Origin of the sequence: Agrobacterium sp. LY4 (assembly GCF_001526585.1) — a bacterium.
Lineage (GTDB): Bacteria > Pseudomonadota > Alphaproteobacteria > Rhizobiales > Rhizobiaceae > Agrobacterium > Agrobacterium leguminum.
In genome coordinates this window covers 84,979-100,232 of sequence record NZ_ASYA01000004.1, presented here as the reverse complement: position 1 = coordinate 100,232, position 15,254 = coordinate 84,979, and the positions used below count along the sequence as shown (strand labels likewise).

Here is a 15,254-nt window from a genome sequence, read left to right as displayed (position 1 = left end):
GAAATCCCCGTCAGAAGCGTTGCGGCGAAAATGCCCTTGTATCGATGGCGGGTTTTTGCCCCGTCAGAAGATCGGCGACGATGCGGGCCGTGCCCGCCGATTGCGTCAACCCCAGATGCCCGTGGCCGAAAGCATAAACCACCCGCGCCGTGTGCCGTGCTTGCCCGATGGCCGGCAGGCTGTCCGGCAGCGAGGGGCGAAAGCCCATCCACTGCTTGCCGCCTTCGGTTTTCAGGCCCGGCAGGAAGGCTTTCGCCTTGGTCAGCAGCGCTTCGGAACGGGCGAAATTGGCCGGGAGCTCCAGCCCGCCCAATTCAACCGCGCCACCAACGCGGATGCCGGAGGAAAGCCGCGTGACGACGAAACCATGGCCGCCGAAGGTCACCTGCGTGCGCAGATCAAAGGCGCCAGACGGCAGGGTCGTATTATACCCCCGTTCGGTTTCCAGCGGAATTTTTTCCCCGAGCGAACGGGCGATGCGATGCGAAAAGGCGCCGGCTGCCAGCACCACCCTGGCGGCCTTGCGGGTGCGCCCATCATGGCTCACTACCTCGACGCCGTCTTCCAGCGGCCTGAGCGAAGCGATATCGAGGCATTCGATACGGCCGCCAATGGTGCGGAAATGGTCGGCCAGCGCCAGCGTATAAAGCTTGGGGTCGGCGATGGAATACCAGCCGGGCGTGAACGTGCCGCAGGTGAAACGCGGCGCGATGCCGGGCTGTATCTCAGCCATCTGTTCGGCATTGAGATGCCGGAACTCGATGCCGTGCCGCTCGCGCGCCTTCCAGCCGGGAAGCGAGGCTTCGAATTCCGCCTCGCTTTCATAGACCTGGAGGTTGCCCTCCTTGCGCAGCATGGCGATGGTATCGGTCTTTTTCAGGAACGGCTCCAGCTCGGCCTTCGCGAGATCCATCAGCGCGGTCTGGGCGGCGGTCGAATGTTCCACCTTCGAAGCGGCGCAGGCCCGCCAGAACCGGAAAATCCATGGCGCGATCTTCAGTGCATAGGAAGGCGGCACGCTGAGCGGACCGAGCGGATCGAGAAGCCACTTCGGCGCCTTCCATAGAATGCCTGGCGATGCCAGCGGCAGGATATCGGTGAAGGCGAAGGCACCGGCATTGCCGGCGGACGCGCCTGCCGCCGGTCCCTCGCGGTCGATGACCGTGACCGAGAGGCCACGTCCCTGCGCCGCAATTGCCGCCGAGAGGCCGACGACGCCGGCCCCGATGACGATGACATCATTGGCTGGCATTACCGCACGCTCGCCAGGAATTTCTGCGTTTCAGCGTGCTGCGGCGCGCCGAACAGCTGGTCCGGCGTGCCGATTTCCGCCATCACACCCTGATGGAAGAAGGCAACGCGGTTCGAGACATCACGCGCGAAGGCCATTTCATGGGTGACGCAGATCATCGTCATGCCCTCATCCGCCAGCATCTTCAGCGTATCGAGCACTTCGCCCACCAGCATCGGGTCGAGCGCCGAGGTGACTTCGTCGAACAGCATATATTCCGGCGACATGGCAAGCGCACGGGCAATCGCCATACGCTGCTGCTGACCACCCGACATGCGGTTCGGATAGACCTTCAGCTTTTCGGCAAGACCCACATGGGTCAGTTGCTTCACCGCGATTTCCTCGGCCTGCTCCTTGGAAATACCGAGCACCTTGCGCGGGGCGAGCATGACGTTTTCGAGCACCGTCAGATGCGGGAAAGCGTTCCATTGCTGGAAGACGATGCCGACCTTGCGGCGCAGCTTGTTGAGGTCCGTGGACTTCGCATGCACTTCCGTGCCGTCGATGACGATCTTGCCGCTATCGATCGGCTCCAGGCCGTTGATGCAGGTCAGCAACGTCGACTTGCCGGAACCGGAGCCGCCGATGATGGTGACCACCTCGCCCTTGTTGACGGTGAGGTTGATCCCTTTCAGAACCTCCAGCGGGCCGAAGGATTTGCGGAGTTTTCGATCTCAATCATTGGGGGACCACCGTCTTTCGAGATACCCGCCGAAACGGGCGATGGGGAAACTGATAAGGAAGTAGATGGCGCCGCAGATCATCAGGATCGTCAGCGGTTCCTGCAGGCGGGTGACGAGGATCTGCGAGGCGCGCAGAAGCTCGATGAGGCCGAGCCACAGCACTAGGGCCGAATCCTTCATGACACCGAGCGTGAGCCCGATCCATGCGGGCAGCGACACGCGGGTGGCGAGCGGCAGCACGATGTAGCGCATGTCCTGCGACCAGGTCATGCCCAGCGAACGGCAGGCGCGGCGCGTATTCGACGGCACGGCATCGATGCCGCCGCGCACGATCTCGGTGCAATAGGCCGCCGTATAAAGCGACAGCACCACGCAGGAGGTAGTGAATGGCGGCCAGCCGAGCTTGGCGATCGACTGGAAGGCGTTGCCGAGCACGAGCTGGATGAGCAGCGGCACGGAACGGAAAATATCCAGCACGAAGGTCAGCGGCAGCGACCAATAGGAGCCGAACTGGAAACGGATGATACCGAAGATGATCCCCATGATGGTGCCCGCCGTGACGGCGACGGCGGTGACGGCAAGCGTCATGCCGGCACCCTTGGCCAGGAAGGCGAGATCACTCCAGGTGAGAGCGGTTTCAAACATGGCTCACCTCTCTCAATAACGGAACAGACGCGCGGCCAGCAGACGGGCGGCGAGCGTGACGATCTTGGCGATCACGTAATAGATGACCGCGGCGAGCGCGAAGAATTCGAAGGTGCGGAACGAGCGCGCATTGAGCGCCTGCGTGACGCCGGCGAGATCCGTATTCATGCCGACCGTGACACCGAGCGAGGTCATGAGAATTGCCCAGACCATCTGGTTGGTGGCAGGCAGGAACGCAACGCGCAGCATCTGCGGCAGGATGATCAGCCGGAAGGTTTGCATCGAGGTCATGCCTAGCGAACGGCCCGAGCGCGTCTGCGTATCGGGAATGGCTTTCAGCGCGCCACGGAAATTTTCCGCGAGATAACCGGCATTGTTGAAGGCGATACCGACCAGAAGCGCGGTATAGGGGCTCAAATGAATGCCGAAATTGCCAAGGCCGAAATGGGCCATGTAAATCTGGAACAGCGCCGGCGTGTTGCGGGCGATTTCCACCCAGACGGCGGCGAAAGCGCCGAGAATGCGGTTGCCGGAAAGCCGGAACAGCGTCAGCACGATGGCGCAGGAAAGACCGATCACCATCGACAGAATGGCGATCTGCAGCGTCACCACCGCACCGTCCAGAAGCTGCGGCAGAGCCTTCAGCGCCTGATTCCAGTGGAATGTATAATTGAACATTAAGCGTCCCGCCTTTTCAGAAACGATCAACGGCGCGATCATCTTGACCGCGCCGTTTACGAAAAGTCCTGATCAGCGATAAACGCCGTTGACGGTGAGCGCAGGAACTTCGCCGCCAACCCATTTTTCATAGAGTTCGGCGTAACGGCCGGTGCGAACCTGCTGGTTGATGAAGAGGTTCAGGTAGTTGATGAAGCCGTATTCGTCACGGTTGGTGAAGAGCGCGACATAGTCAATGTCATAGGGCGCCTTGCCTACCACGGAGATGCCCGCGAACTTGCCGCCCTTGACGTTGGACTGCGCAACCGTCGAGGTGGAGACGGTGGCGTCGATCTGGCCCTGGCTGAGCGCGAGGAACACATCGGCCTGCGTCTGGTACGGACGGAATTCGCCGGTGCCCCATTCCTTGACCGTCTTTTCGAGCGCGATGGCTTCGAACGTGCCGGCAGTCGCGCCGACCGTCTTGCCCTTCATGTCCTCAAAGGACTTGATGCCCGACTTGTCGTTGGCGGTAACGGCCATTTCGAAAGCGAAGTAAGGCACGGTCATGCCGACCGTCTTGGCGCGCTCCAGCGTATCGGAGGTGGACGCAACGCCGACATCGACGCGGCCGGACATCAGCGCCGGAATGCGCTCGGGGAACGGCGTTTCGACGATTTCAGCCGTGACGCCGAGCGCCTTGGCAAGATCGTTGCAATAATCGACATCGAAGCCGATTGGGTTGTTGGCGTCATCACGCGCGCCCATGGGCGGGAAATCGAGCACGACGGCGCAACGCAGCGTGCCGGACGAAATGATGTCGTCAAGTTTGTCGGCCTTGGCCGGCGTAATAGCGAAAGTGGCGGCCAGGAGGCCGGCGACGATGACCGATTTTTTCATTCTTTATTTGCTCCCACAATTGGTCTGCCCTTGAAGGCGCGGTCACTATTTCCCTATGGCGGCGATAAATCAACATAAAAATACAACGAGTATACAAAAAGAATTTTTGCATGTGCGAACTGATGAGGTATCGCGGATGATTACGCATGCCAGCGCGGGGGAGCGACAAGATGGGCGAGACATCCAGAATCCCTCCTTCCTGTACTTGTCACAGGAATCTGGCCTGCCCAAATCTTTGGGCTAAAAAAGGCTTTCCGACGCGCAGACGCGCCGACCGGATTTTTGTAACAAGCAAAGGAATGACGGCTTAAGGTGTCTTCGTGTTTGAGAGGGTCACCTTCTGCTCGGACTGAGCTTCATCGAAAAGACACGTTGCAATACTCACGCCTTTGTATACTTTATGTATTCAAAATGTGCGAGCCCTATCGGAGGACTATGATGAGCGACACGACCACTTTGACCATTGAGGCACTTTTCCAGCGGGTCGAGTCGATTTTTTTGAGGGCCGGGGTGAATGATGTACAGTCGGGAGCGCTGGCGCGGGTCATTACTGCCGGTGAGCGGGACGCCTGCAAGTCCCACGGCATCTACCGTATCGAAGGCGCGCTCCGCACCGTCAAGGCGGGCAAGGTGAAGCCCGACGCCATACCTGAAGTGGCTGAAGACGACGGCACGGCCATCGTCAAGGTCAATGCCCGTGGCGGCTTCGCCAACCCCGCCTTCGAACTTGGTCTGCCGGTTCTGGTGGAGCGAGCGAAACGTGCGGGGATCGCTGCACTCGTCATCAATGACTGCACGCATTTCTCGGCGCTCTGGCCGGAAGTCGAGGGCCTTACCTCGAATGGTCTCGCCGGGCTGGTCATGTGCCCGAGCTATTCCACCGTTGCGCCCACCGGCGGAACCAAGCCTCTGCTTGGCACCAACCCCTTCGCCTTCGGCTGGCCGCGCAAGGACACCTCCCCTTATGTCTTTGATTTCGCGACCTCGGTTGCGGCCCGAGGTGAAATAGAACTACACCGGCGGGCCGGAAAGCCCCTGCCGGAAGGCTGGGCTCTGGATGCCGACGGCAAGCCGACGACTGACCCGGAAGCGGCCCTTGCCGGCTCCATGCTGCCCTTTGGCGGCCACAAGGGATCGGCCATCGGCACGATGATCGAGCTTCTCGCCGGCATCATGATCGGCGATCTCACCAGCCCCGAAGCGCTCGAATTTCTCGGCACCACCACGCTTGCCCCGACCCATGGCGAGTTGATCGTCGCTTTTTCGCCTGAGGCCTTCGCCAAGGGGCGCCCCGGCGATCCTTTCCAGCGCGCGGAAGTGCTGTTCGACGCCATCATCGGCCAGGGCGCCCGCCTGCCCTCGGGCCGCCGCTTCACTGCACGCGCGAAGTCCGAAAGCGAAGGCATTACCCTCACCGCCGCCGAAATGGCCGGGCTCGACCGGCTGTTGGAAAAGGGGCTGGACGCGGTTTCCTGACCGCGTTTGGATGTGGAAATAAAAAAAGCCCGCAATCGCGGGCTTTCTCATAACGACAGCGTCACTCAGCTTTCTTTGCGACTGCATAGCATAGCCGCTCCGTCACCCCGGACTAGATCCGGGGTCCAGCGCGATCAAGTCCTTGATCGCGGAAGACTCTTTCACGGCGCAGACGCGCCGTGGCTGGATGCCGGATCTAGTCCGGCATGACGGACGAGAGGCATCAAACCTCATCACATACAAAAAAGGCCCGCAGTTGCGGGCCTATTGTCTTCACGTCAGCGACTGCTCAGGCAGCCTTGCAGGCCTGAACCGCACCCGGCAGCTTGCTCCAGTCGGCATACCAGCTGTTGAACAGCTTGAACTGCGCCTCGACATAGCCGCGCTGGCTTTCGGTCAGGGCGTCGGTTTCGTTGAAGTGCAACGTGTATTCCTTGTCGCCCTTCAGCACCATCATGTGCTTGAAATAGAGAACCAGATCCGGGCCTTCATCGAAAGACGAGAGAACGGCGAGCGCCTGTTCCAGCTCCAGCGCGCGGGCGCGGGCATCTGCATCGCCCTTGGCGGCGGCCTGCGACAGCTTGCAGAGGTGAATGACTTCCTTCGGCAGAACATTGCCGATGCCGGTGATGGCACCGGTGGCGCCGCAATTGACGAAGCCATGGAAAACAGCCGTATCGACGCCGATCATCAGGGTCACCTCGTCATCGCGGCTGGTGATGTTTTCGGCAGCGTAACGCATATCGGCCGGGCCGCCGAATTCCTTGAAGCCGACGAGGTTCTTGTGCTCGGCGCGCAGCGCGAAAAAGAGATCGGCGCGGGTAGCGAAGCCGTAATAGGGGCTGTTGTAGATGACGGCCGGGATTTCCGGTGCGGCCGAGAGGATGGCCTTGAAGTGCGCCTTCTGGGCAGCGATGACCGAACCGCGCGACAGGACGCGCGGAATGACCATCAGGCCCTTGGCGCCAACCTTCTGGGCGTGAGCGGCATGGGCAACGGCAGATGCCGTGTTGACCGCGCCGGTGCCGACGATGACCGGAATGCCGGCTTTCACCAGGCGCTCCACGCCTTCCATGCGCTGCTCGTCCGTCAGGAGCGGCCAGTCGCCCATGGAGCCGCAATAAACGACGGCCGACATGCCATCGGCAATCAGTTCCTTGCCCTTGCGAACAAGCGCATCGAAATCAGGGGTGCGATCATCCTTGCAGGGGGTCATCAAGGCGGGAATCACGCCGGAAAAAATGCTGGCCGTCATTTCAAGCTCCTAAGGGACATGTTTTTCGGGAATGGACGCACCTCCGCGCCACCCTTTCGACAAGGACATTACAATCTTGTATTTTATTTGTCGACAAGAAATCGACAAGCTACAGATTTATTTCCAGACGCTCGTTTCGCACCAGCAGTTTCTGCACCTGCCGCACGATCTGCTCGGCGTGCTCACGGGCCAGTTTCTCGGAAAGAACGGTATCACGCGCAGCGATAGCCGCGATGATCTCATCATGATCGTCGACGAAACGCTTCGGCAAACGATCGTCATAGGACTGGTAATAAAGCCGGAGGATGCGTCGTCCCTCGTCCAGCAGCCGCTTGAACAGGCTGGTAAAATAGGGATTGCGCCCGGCCTCGGCGATGGAAAGATGCAGGGCGGCATTGGTGGAAATCATCGCCAGCGCATCCTGCTCCTCCACCGCAATGGCGAATTCCGCATTATGGGCGCGGATTCCGGCCAGATCCTCCGGACGGTGATATTGCGCGGCAAGCTGCGTCGTTACCCGATACATCAACACCAGCGCATCGAAATAGGTGTGCATGTTGAGGAAATCGATATTCGACACCATGGTCGAACGGTTCGGCAGCGTATCGATCAGCCCCTCGCCCGAAAGCCGCACCAGCGCCTCGCGGATCGGCGTGCGCGACATCTTGAACCTTTCGGCAAGTTGCACCTCATCGATGGGGCTGCCCGGCGGCAGAACCAGATCGAGAATCTCGTCGCGCAGCAGATCATAGACCATCTTCACGCCGGAGCCGCGCTTGCGCTCGGCAGAAGCAATTATATCCGTCATCATCAAATCCCTCTTGTCGACATAAAGAGTACTATTATATTTTTTCCCGATCAACGCCGCGCAGCACCGCAGCCTCTTCGAATGGCGGAATAATTGTTCAAAAACAACAAAAAGCCGTCGCGAAAATTGCCCGCGACGGCTTTTGATCGTTCAGTTTGTGGCGTGGACGCTGTTTATAGGGCATCGCCGACTAAGGAAGGCGATTTCCCTGGGAAGCGAAGAGTACGCCGCTCCTCAGGCAAGCCTCAGTTGCGCAGGCCGGTGGCGACGACCGAAATCTTGAAAGCGCCGTCCAGCGTCGGGTCGAAGGAAGCGCCCATCACCACATCGGTTTCTTCGCTGACTGCCTCGCGCACCAGCGTCATTGCCTCATCGATCTCGTAGAGCGTCAGATCGTTGCCGCCGGAGATGGAAACCAATGCGCCGCGTGCTTCCTTCAGCGACGGTTCGCCGAGCAGCGGGTTGGCAATGGCTGCGGCCGCCGCTTCCGAGGCGCGCTTTTCACCCTTGGCCTGCGCCGTGCCCATCAGCGCCCGGCCGCCATTCTTCATGACATAGCGCACATCGGCGAAATCGAGATTGACCAGGCCTTCGCGCAGAATGAGATCGGTGATGCAGCGCACGCCAAGAGACAGAACCTTGTCGGCCGTCTTCAGCGCATTTTCGAAGGTCGTGCCGGCATCGGCAATGCGCAGCAGGTTCTGGTTGGGGATGACGATGACGGTATCTGCCGTGTTGAGCAGGTTGGCGAAGCCATATTCGGCAGCCCGCATGCGGCGCGCGCCTTCGAAACTGAAGGGAAGCGTCACGACACCGACGGTCAGGATGTTTTTCGCCCGGCAGGCTTCGGCAATGACGGGTGCGGCGCCCGTGCCGGTGCCGCCGCCCATGCCGGCGGTGATGAAACACATGTCGTAGCCGCTCAGGTGATCCATGATCTCGTCGAGGGAATCGATCGCTGCCTGCCGGCCAACCTCGGGATCGGCGCCCGCGCCAAGCCCGCCGGTCAGTTCGGAGCTGAGCTGCACGAGCCGCGGCGCGTTGGTCTTCTTCAGCGCCTGCGCATCCGTATTGGCGGCGATGAAATCGACGCCGCCGATGCCCTCGGCAATCATGTTGTTGATCGCGTTGCCGCCACCGCCACCGACGCCGACGACGGCGATATTGGGCGTGTTGCGGGCAATGGTGGCGCGCGGAGACTGGGTCATCGTCTTATTCTCTTTCTAAACTCATAGGGTCCCGCGCCGTTCTTTGACTGCGGCACGCGAATGATCGGCAAGGTTCCAGCGCTTCCTCCCCGATGGGGAAAGAGGCTGTAACGCTTTGAATTTTCATGCCGGCCTTTCACCCCATAATGGCGAAAGAACGGTGTTCCAGGGGGCGAAAGATGCTCCACGGCGACGTTCTCCGACCCCTTCCCCGGATGAAAACCGAACCGAATCAACTGCTTCGCTCTTGTAAGGTGATAGCCGAAAAGGCACACCGTTTACACTCCATTCACTATGTTTATCTCACTTTGGAACGAGTTGCGCCGAGAAGTGTTTGCATGCCGACCGCGCTGGAGCGGCGGGAAATAAAACGGAACCGGTTCCCCCGCTCCGGGTTTAGTTGAAGCCCCGGATGATCGGCAACCGCGATACAGTTTTCAATCCGTTGCTCTGAAACACAGAATGGAGGCAGGCATATGTTGGCAGACGTCTTGCAAAACGAACCGGGTTTCCGCACGGAACAGCCGCGTGTGCTGATCGTGGAAGACGAATTCCTCATCGCCATGGATATAGAGGATTCCATTTTGCAGGCGGAAGAAGAGGCCGATGTCATCGGCATCGCCAACCGGCTGGAAGACGCCGTGGCGCTTGGCAGCCGCGCCGATATCGCCTTCGTCGACGTCAACCTTGCCGACGGACAGACCGGCCCGGAGATCGGACGGCGGCTTTCCGAAGATCATGGCGTGGTGGTGATCTTCATGACGGCAAACCCCGAAGTCGTCGTCAATCTCGGCATCGGCGCCGGCGTGATCGCCAAACCCGTGCCGCAGGATGCCGTGGAGCAGTGCCTCGCTTATGCCCTTGCCAAACGTGCAGGCGCCCACGCCGTGACGCCCATCGGCATGATGGCTTTCGACTGAGATATTTCCTGAAGACAAAGGCAAGTTCTGAAAACAAAAAAGCCTGCCGCGGGAGGAGGTGCGGCAGGCTTTTTGAAAAGATGAACAGCGATATGGGAGGAGGAAAACCGCTGTCCCCGGGGCAATCCTTTGGGAGGAGGAGTAGGATCACCCGCTTTACCAAAAGGATGTGGGAGGAGGTACATCCCTTTCGATGATTGGAAGATAGCATTTTTCTGCGCATTTGACAGGCATAAGCTTGCAGTACAGATATGCATTCATTGCATGGCGATATTCATCGCCTGAGGTCGAGAAAACCCCACCCTTCGGCTCGCACTTCGACATCGCCGGATTATCTGGCGGATATTCGCGGCAGAAGCATCCCCTATTCCCAAAACAAAAACGCCCGCTGAGCGGGCGTTTGGACATTCAAAATAGGCGATATCGCCTTGATTACCTGCCAACGGCGGCGCGGGCGACGCTGGTGATCTGGCTGCGATCGATACCGAGATCGTGCAGTTCACGGGTGCTCATACGGCCGAGTTCGTTGATGGTCTGACGATATTTGCGCCAGTTATTGAAGCTGCGTGCTACGTTCATGACATTACCCTTTCTGAGGTTTAGGTGACGTCAGTAACGTTTTCGTTCCGGCGTCCTTTGATGCCCCCTATATGCGCGTTTCGATGACGAATTAACAGGCAGAATAAGGCAATCCACCCATGCGCCAGACGCAAGGGTTCCCCATGACACTTTGCGACGAAAAAGAAACGTGACTAAAATTCAGACGGTTCGCCGGGCCTAGAACCGCCCCCCGCCGCTCAGAACTTGTAGCGGACGCCGAATACGTTGGCGTTTGTGGCGCCTTTCATATTGCCCAGTGTTTTGCCACCGCCGGAACGGTGGTGAAGACGCCAGAAGAATTCCGTCGAAGAATCCTCGCTGAAGGACACGTTGATTTCCGGTCCCAGATAAAACAGGACATTCGCGTTGCCGTTGTCCTTGATTTCCTGTTCCCGCTCGCGGCCACGCTGCGCATCCGTGACGAGGCTGAGGCCGGCGGTAAAGCTCGGCGTGATGAACAGCCGCTCTCCGAGCCTGATCTGCTCGTAACGTGCAACCGGACCCGCCCAGACTTCACCGGTAAAGCCCTTGCCAAATCTGGCGGCGACGCCGATTTCGCCGCCGAGTTTCACGTTACCGATGTGGTAGGGGTAGAACTGATAGCCGCCGCCCAGAATGGCATTGCGCTCATATTCCACCGGAATGAGGGCTGCACTTTTCAGCATGTCCTCTTTCGTCAGGACGCCGCCGAAACCGAATATCGCTTCGCTCGTCTCCGACGTCATATCTTCTGACGCAAGAGATGGCGTTGCCGCCAGTGCGATCATGGCTGCCAGTGACAGACGTGCTGCAATATTCATTTTGCTACTCCTGAACAAAGCCCGCTTACCCAGCCGTCCTCATAGGCATATTCACGGAAGGCGAACATACCGTTACCGAACACAATTAATTCAACTTGCGCGGAAATAGGCGGAATCAGCGCAGGAAACGTCTGAAACGGCGAAGCGCGAAAACGAAAAGCGCGGAGCCGATGGCCAGCAGCGCCAGCAATTGCGGCCAGACCACATCCAGCCCCGCCCCCCTGAAAAGCACCGATTGCGCCAGTATGACGAAATGGGTGTTGGGTGCGAGAAGCATGATGTACTTGATGATATCAGGCATGCTTTCACGCGGCGTCATGGCGCCGGAGAGCACCTGCAACGGCAGCAGGAACAGGATCAGCAGCATGCCGAATTGCGGCATGGAACCGGCCACCGTCGCAAGGAAGATGCCCATCGACGTCATGGCGAAGAGCTGCAACGCCGTTCCGAGCAGGAAGAGCAAGAGCGACCCTTCGATTGGAATGGCGAGCAGGCCCCTGACGACGACAAACAGCGAAAAAGCAGACGCCAGCAGCACGACAAGGCCCATGGACCAGACCTTGCTGAGCATGATTTCCAGCGGCGTGACCGGCATGACCAGCAGATGCTCGACCGTGCCATGCTCGCGCTCGCGAATGAGCGCCGCCCCCGTCAGCACGATCGACAGCATGGTGATGGCGGTGATGATGTTGTTGATCGACCCGAACCACGACTTGTCGAGCTCCGGGTTGAAACGGGAGCGTAGCGTCAGGTCCACCGGCACCGACGTCGCACCGCGATAGCGGTTGATATATTCCTGAACTTCGCTCGTTACGATGCTCTGCACATAACCGCCGCCGCTGAAAGCCTGGCTCATGCGGGTTGCGTCGATATTGAGCTGGATGGCCGGCTGTTGCCCGGCCATCACCCGGCGCTGGAAATCCGGCGGGATGTTGAGCGCGAAGGTATCAAGGCCCGCATCCATGCGCTTGTCCATTTCCGCAATGGAAATCTGCTTCGGCGGGGAGAAATAGGGCGGATAAAAAGCCGTGCTGATGCGGCCTGAAAGCGGCGACTGATCTTCGTCGACAATTGCGATGGCGGCATTGTTCAGCGTCTCCGGCAGCGCACTGGAGCCGGTGTAAATCTGCAGCGTGAAGGCGTAGACGATGAGCAGCAGCAACATGCCGTCACGCGCAAGGCCGCGCAGTTCCTTGATGCCGAGCTGGAAGATGTTGGACGAAAACAGCTTCATGACGCCTGTTTCCTCAAAAGTGCGGCGCCGGCGATGAGAAGCAGCGGAATGGCAATGAGAAGCGGCAGGAACGAGCCGGAGAGCCCGGCGAAATCCAGCCCCTTGGAGAAGGTGCCGCGCGAAATGGTCATGAAATAGGTGGCGGGATAAATGTTGCCGATAAAGGCGCCTGCCCCCTGTAGCGACGAAACGGGATCGATCATGCCCGAATATTGCGTTGCCGGAATGAGCGTCAGCAAAGCCGTGCCGAAGATCGCCGCGATCTGGCTCTTCATGAAGGACGACATGAGAAGGCCGATGGAGGTGGCGATGATGACGTAGAGCAGCGCTCCCGTCGCATAGGCGAGATAACTTCCGGTGAAGGGCACCTGAAAGATGAAGATGGCGAAGGCCGTCAGAAGCAGGAAATTGAGCATGCCCAGGGCGACATAAGGAAGCTGCTTGCCGATCAGGAACTCCAGCCGCGTGGTCGGCGTCACGTATAGATTGACGATGGAGCCGAGTTCCTTTTCCCTGACGACGCTGAGCGCCGCCAGCATGGCGGGAATGAGCATGAGCAGCAGCGGAATGACCGCCGGCACCATGGCGACAAGGCTCTTGACGTCCGGATTGTATCGATAGCGCGTTTCGATGCTGAAGCTGCTTTGCGTGGCCGCGCTGCCGTAAATCTCGGCGGCCTTGCGCGCCAGCCATGTCTGGTGCATGCCCTGCACGTAACCGCGCACGGTCTCTGCCCGCTGCGGCATGGCGCCGTCGATCCAGGCGCCAACCTCCACCGTCTTGCCGCGCAAGACATCGCGGCCGAAACCAGGGGGAATTTCAATGGCAAGGCTGAGTTCCCCGTCACGCATCCGCCGGTCCATATCGGCATAATCGCGGATCGGTTCCTTCTCGATGAAATAACGCGAGCCGGCAATGTCGAGCACGTAATCGCGGCTGATGGTGGAATCGTCACGGTCCAGCACCGCGAAGGTCAGGTCCTCGACATCGAGATTGATGCCGTATCCGATGACGAACATCAGGATGACACTACCGAGCACCGCCAGCGTGCCGCGAATGGGATCCCGCTGCAGTTCCAGCGCCTCGCGGCGGGTATAGCTGAACATGCGCCTGAAATCGAAAAACCGCTTACGACTGGGTGCAGCATGTTGCGTCGCCGGCACCTGCGCTGTCGCGACGGGCGCTGCCGCAGGCTCCGCCTTCTTGACGCCCGAAGCATCCTCGAGATAGGCGACGAAAGCCTCTTCGAGCGTTGCGGCATTTCGGCTCTTGGTAATCGCGTCAGGCGTATCGCTGATCAGTACCTTGCCGGCATGCATCAGCGAAATCCGGTCGCAGCGCTCCGCCTCGTTCATGAAATGGGTGGAGATGAAGATGGTGACATTGTCGTTGCGGGAGAGATCGGCAAGGATTTGCCAGAACCCGTCCCGCGCCACCGGGTCGACGCCGGAGGTCGGCTCGTCGAGGATGAGAATGTCGGGCGAATGGATCATCGCCACCGCCAGCGACAGCCTCTGCCGGATGCCGAGCGGCAGGTCATCCGGCAGTGTCTCCATGACCGCGCCGAGATCGAAACGCTCGGCCATTTCGGCGATACGCGGCTGAATGGTTTCTTCCGGCAGCTTGAACAGGCGGGCGTGAAGATCGAGGTTCTGCCGCACCGTCAGTTCGGAATAGAGCGAGAATGCCTGGCTCATGTAGCCGACGCGGTGACGGATCGCCATGTCGCTGGCATCCACCCTGTGCCCGAAAAGCTTCGCCTCGCCTTCGCTGGCGGCCAGAAGCCCCGTCAGCATTTTCATTGTGGTGGATTTTCCGCAACCGTTCGAGCCGAGAAAGCCGAAAATCTCGCCACGCGGAATCTTGAAGCTGACATTGTCGACGGCGGTGAAATCACCGAAGCGCATGCTGAGATGCGACGCCTCGATGGCATAATCGCCCTCACCCGCCACCTTGCGCGGCGCGATATGGACTTCGTGGTAGCCTTCGCGCTTTTCTTCGGGCAGGAGCGCGATAAAGGCGGCGTCGAGATTGGGTGCGGAGGTGCGCTTGAGAAGTTCGGCAGGCGAGCCGGTGGCGAGTATTTCGCCGCCATCCATCGCGACCAGCCAGTCGAAACCGGCGGCCTCTTCCATATAGGCCGTGGCAACGATAACGCTCATGCCCGGACGCCCGGCCCGGATGGAATCGATCAGTTCCCAGAATTGCCGCCGCGACAGCGGATCGACGCCCGTGGTCGGCTCATCGAGAATGAGCAGGTCGGGATCGTGGATCAGCGCGCAGCAGAGCCCCAGCTTCTGCTTCATGCCGCCGGAAAGTTTCATCGCGGGGCGGTCGGCGAAGGGCTCGAGGCCGGTACTTTTCAGCAGCTCGGCAATGCGCGTCTGCCGCTCCCTGCCGCCCTGCCCGAACAGCCGCCCGAAAAAATCGATATTCTCGAAGACAGACAGGGTGGGATAGAGGTTCTTGCCAAGACCCTGCGGCATATAGGCGATACGCGGGCAGGTATCCTCGCGGTGGCGCGGATCGGACATGTCGCCACCCAGAACCTCCACCTTGCCCTTCTGGATGGCGCGCGCGCCGGAGACGAGCGACAGGAGGCTGGATTTACCGACACCGTCGGGCCCGATAAGCCCGATCATCCGCCCGGACGGAATTTCAACCGATATGTCGGCCAGAGCGACCGTGCTGCCGAAGGCCAGCCGCACATCCGCCAGCCGCGCAACCGGCGCGTTCCTGTCGTTTTCACTGTTCATCGCGGAGGGTGTGCCCATGGC

At 59.9% G+C, this 15,254-nt stretch carries 13 protein-coding genes and 1 pseudogene; 2 read left to right on the top strand and 12 right to left on the bottom strand.

The window, feature by feature from the left end:
- Positions 1 to 10: 10 nt before the first annotated feature.
- The 5 genes and pseudogenes from L904_RS06630 to L904_RS06610 form a co-directional block, all read right to left on the bottom strand.
- Positions 11 to 1,252 carry an FAD-binding oxidoreductase gene (locus L904_RS06630; protein WP_020811660.1) on the bottom strand — a complete coding sequence of 414 codons (1,242 nt, stop codon included), beginning with the start codon at positions 1,250 to 1,252 and terminating at the stop codon, positions 11 to 13.
- Positions 1,252 to 1,973 (bottom strand): annotated as a pseudogene (locus L904_RS06625) (amino acid ABC transporter ATP-binding protein). Before L904_RS06625 ends, L904_RS06630 begins: the two are co-directional and overlap by 1 nt.
- Positions 1,966 to 2,619, bottom strand: coding sequence for an amino acid ABC transporter permease (locus L904_RS06620; RefSeq protein ID WP_020811658.1), 654 nt, complete (start codon positions 2,617 to 2,619; stop codon positions 1,966 to 1,968). Before L904_RS06620 ends, L904_RS06625 begins: the two are co-directional and overlap by 8 nt.
- A 12-nt stretch (positions 2,620 to 2,631) precedes the next feature.
- Entirely contained in the window at positions 2,632 to 3,297 is a 666-nt protein-coding gene (locus tag L904_RS06615) for an amino acid ABC transporter permease (RefSeq protein WP_003521708.1), read from the bottom strand.
- Positions 3,298 to 3,369: 72 nt separating this feature from the next.
- Positions 3,370 to 4,176: a transporter substrate-binding domain-containing protein gene (locus L904_RS06610; protein WP_020811657.1), complete on the bottom strand. Its 807-nt coding sequence runs from the start codon at positions 4,174 to 4,176 to the stop codon at positions 3,370 to 3,372.
- 438 nt (positions 4,177 to 4,614) lie between these two features.
- Here L904_RS06610 and L904_RS06605 point away from each other — a divergent pair, with 438 nt between their 5' ends.
- A complete protein-coding gene (locus L904_RS06605) occupies positions 4,615 to 5,652 on the top strand; it encodes an Ldh family oxidoreductase (RefSeq protein ID WP_020811656.1) in 1,038 nt (345 codons plus the stop codon).
- Between the two features lie 289 nt (positions 5,653 to 5,941).
- Here the strand turns inward: L904_RS06605 and L904_RS06600 are convergent, their stop codons facing one another.
- From L904_RS06600 to ftsZ, 3 genes are all read right to left on the bottom strand, one after another.
- Entirely contained in the window at positions 5,942 to 6,907 is a 966-nt protein-coding gene (locus L904_RS06600; protein ID WP_020811655.1) for a dihydrodipicolinate synthase family protein, read from the bottom strand.
- Positions 6,908 to 7,016: 109 nt separating this feature from the next.
- Positions 7,017 to 7,715: a GntR family transcriptional regulator gene (locus tag L904_RS06595; RefSeq protein WP_031234148.1), complete on the bottom strand. Its 699-nt coding sequence runs from the start codon at positions 7,713 to 7,715 to the stop codon at positions 7,017 to 7,019.
- Between the two features lie 245 nt (positions 7,716 to 7,960).
- Positions 7,961 to 8,923, bottom strand: a complete 963-nt coding sequence (gene ftsZ, locus L904_RS06590; RefSeq protein WP_003521714.1) for a cell division protein FtsZ — start codon at positions 8,921 to 8,923, stop codon at positions 7,961 to 7,963.
- 476 nt (positions 8,924 to 9,399) lie between these two features.
- Here ftsZ and L904_RS06585 point away from each other — a divergent pair, with 476 nt between their 5' ends.
- Positions 9,400 to 9,843: a response regulator gene (locus tag L904_RS06585; RefSeq protein WP_020811653.1), complete on the top strand. Its 444-nt coding sequence runs from the start codon at positions 9,400 to 9,402 to the stop codon at positions 9,841 to 9,843.
- Positions 9,844 to 10,275: 432 nt separating this feature from the next.
- On the opposite strand, the gene L904_RS26780 is transcribed toward L904_RS06585, so the two are convergent.
- The 4 genes from L904_RS26780 to rbbA all read right to left on the bottom strand — a co-directional run bounded on the left by L904_RS26780 (position 10,276) and on the right by rbbA (position 15,251).
- Positions 10,276 to 10,422: a DUF1127 domain-containing protein gene (locus L904_RS26780; protein WP_003521716.1), complete on the bottom strand. Its 147-nt coding sequence runs from the start codon at positions 10,420 to 10,422 to the stop codon at positions 10,276 to 10,278.
- 218 nt (positions 10,423 to 10,640) lie between these two features.
- Positions 10,641 to 11,243: a hypothetical protein gene (locus L904_RS06580; RefSeq protein ID WP_020811652.1), complete on the bottom strand. Its 603-nt coding sequence runs from the start codon at positions 11,241 to 11,243 to the stop codon at positions 10,641 to 10,643.
- Between the two features lie 115 nt (positions 11,244 to 11,358).
- Positions 11,359 to 12,477: an ABC transporter permease gene (locus L904_RS06575; protein ID WP_020811651.1), complete on the bottom strand. Its 1,119-nt coding sequence runs from the start codon at positions 12,475 to 12,477 to the stop codon at positions 11,359 to 11,361.
- Positions 12,474 to 15,251 carry a ribosome-associated ATPase/putative transporter RbbA gene (gene rbbA / locus L904_RS06570; RefSeq protein ID WP_031234147.1) on the bottom strand — a complete coding sequence of 926 codons (2,778 nt, stop codon included), beginning with the start codon at positions 15,249 to 15,251 and terminating at the stop codon, positions 12,474 to 12,476. The genes L904_RS06575 and rbbA overlap by 4 nt, the downstream gene beginning before the upstream one ends.
- Between the last annotated feature and the right edge of the window lie 3 nt (positions 15,252 to 15,254).